The 2,543-nt window shown below is 70.4% G+C and carries 1 pseudogene; it reads left to right on the plus strand.

The window, feature by feature from the left end:
* Nucleotides 1–2,543 (plus strand): annotated as a pseudogene (locus E2F49_RS16245) (ESPR-type extended signal peptide-containing protein); the annotation flags it as partial.

Raw genomic sequence — 2,543 nt, forward strand, 5'->3', positions numbered from 1 at the left:
ATCGGCTCGTTCTCGGTGGCAAGCGGCGTCAACAGCGTCGCGGTCGGTGGCGGCGCGGGCCTGTTCAACCTGTTCCCGACCGAGGCCAGCGGCGACTACTCGACCGCGATCGGTGGTGCGGCGTGGGCCTCGGGCTTCAACAGCACGGCCGTGGGCAACTTCTCCACCGCCGCAGGTGACGACAGTCTTGCGCTGGGTTCGGATGCAACCGCAACCGGCGAAGGGAGTGTCGCGCTGGGTCAAGGTTCCGAAGCCGATCGTGACAACACCGTGTCGGTCGGCAGCGAGGGCAGCGAGCGCCAGATCACCAACGTTGCAGCGGGCACCGAAGACACCGACGCGGTGAATCTGGCGCAGCTCGAAGAAGCGACGGCGAGCAGCCGCTACTTCGTCGCGAGCGGTGCGGACGGCGAGGATGGCGTGGCGGCCTACGTCGAGGGCGAGTACGCCACGGCGGCAGGCGAAGCGGCCAGCGCATACGGCACCGGCGCGTCCGCGTTCGGCTCGGGCGCTGTCGGCAGCGGCGACTACACCACCGCATCCGGCTACGGCGCGTCGGCCACCGGCACCTCGGCGACCGCGATCGGCGGCATGCTCTATTACACCGATCCCGACACGGGCGAAGTCCTGCTCGAGCAGGCGACCACCGCGGACGGCGACGGCGCGAGCGCGCTGGGCGCAGGCGCCCAGGCGACCGAAGCGTTTGCGACCGCCACGGGTGCCGCGTCTTCGGCGACCGGCCTGCAGTCGACTGCGACGGGTTACAGCAGTACCGCATCGGGCCTTGCATCGACGGCGAACGGTGGCTTCGCCGAGGCGACCGGAGAGTTCTCCACCGCCTTGGGCTACGGTGCAGAGGCCAGCAACACCCGCACGACGGCCGTGGGCATCAGTGCCAGCGCCAGTGGCACCAATGCGACCGCGCTGGGCAACACCGCCTCGGCCAGTGGCAACGTGAGCCTGGCGGCAGGCAGCAGCGCGCAGGCGACCGGCCTCAACAGCACCGCCCTTGGCGGTTCGGCCCGCGCGACGGCGGACAACACCACGTCGGTCGGCCAGTTCGCTTGGGCGACCGCCGTTGGCACCACCGCGGTCGGACGCGACTCCTACGCCTATGCGCAGAACGCGACCGCGCTCGGCCTGAGCGCCTGGGCTAATGGCGTGAACAGCGTCGCCATCGGTGCCGGTTCGCGCGCCACGGAAGCGGGCGTGGTGTCCATCGGCAACGGCACCGGCGCGAGCGGCTTCCCCGCCACGCGTCGCATCACCAATCTCGCGGCGGGCATCAATGACACCGACGCGGTCAACATGGCCCAGCTCAATGCAGTGGCCGAAGCGGGGGAAGAAGCAGCGCAGTACTTCGCCGCGAGCGGTGAAGGCGAAGCGTCGGTGACCGGTGACGAGGCGCTTGCCGCCGGCTCGGGCGCCGCTGCGGACGCGGATTATGCGACCGCTGTCGGTGCGTCGGCACAGGCGCTCGAGCAGGGCGCGTCGGCCTTCGGCAGTGGTGCATTCGCATTTGCCGAGAACGCGACCTCGCTCGGCTTCAACGCCGTTGCCAGTGGCGAAAATGCGCTCGCGGCCGGCGCGGCGTCTGAAGCCTCCGGCGAGTACGCGATCGCGGTCGGCGCAGAGAGCGTCGCTTCGGGCCTGTACGCCGCCGCCACGGGTGCGGCTGCGAGCGCGTCGGGCGACGGCAGCGTCGCGTCGGGTGCTTTGGCCGAAGCGAATGGCGTCGAGTCGACCGCGGTCGGCTTCTTCTCCGCGGCGAACGGCGACGGCGCAACGGCGCTCGGCGCGGAAAGCGTCGCCGACGGCGTGACGGCAGCCGCCGTCGGTTTCGGCTCCGAGGCCACTGCCGACTACGCCACGGCCGTGGGCGGTCTTGCGTCGGCCAGCGGCTACAACAGCACTGCACTGGGCAATTCGAGCGACGCGGCGGGCGAAAGCGCGCTGGCGGTCGGTGCCGACAGCGAAGCCTCCGGCAGCTTTAGCACGGCGATCGGTCAGGCAGCCACCGCGACGGGCTACAACAGTGTTGCCGTCGGTGGCGCCTTCCTCGGTCTGCTGCCGGCGGAAGCCTCCGGCGACTTCGCAACCGCGATCGGCGGTGCGGCCTATGCCGCCGGCACCAACAGCACCGCGTTGGGCAATCTCGCCACTGCGACCGCCGGCAACAGCGTCGCACTCGGTGCCGATTCGATTGCCGATCGCGAGGACAGCGTGTCGGTGGGTTCGGAAGGCAACGAGCGCCAGATCACCAACGTCGCCGCCGGTACCGAAGCGACGGACGCGGTGAACCTGGGACAGCTGGAAGAAGCGACTGCCTACAACCAGTACTTCCGCGCCTCGGGCGAAGGCGAGGCGTACGCCGATGGCGAAGAGGCCACCGCCTCGGGTTCCAACGCGACGGCGGCTGCCGACTATTCGACGGCGATCGGTTCGGGGACGAACGCGACCGGCGTCGGGTCTTCGGCCTTCGGCAGCGGCAGCAACGCCTGGGGCCAGTACGCCACGGCGTCGGGCTACAACGCATTGGCCGA

The organism is Luteimonas terrae (genome assembly GCF_004358165.1).
Taxonomy (GTDB): Bacteria; Pseudomonadota; Gammaproteobacteria; order Xanthomonadales; family Xanthomonadaceae; genus Luteimonas; species Luteimonas terrae.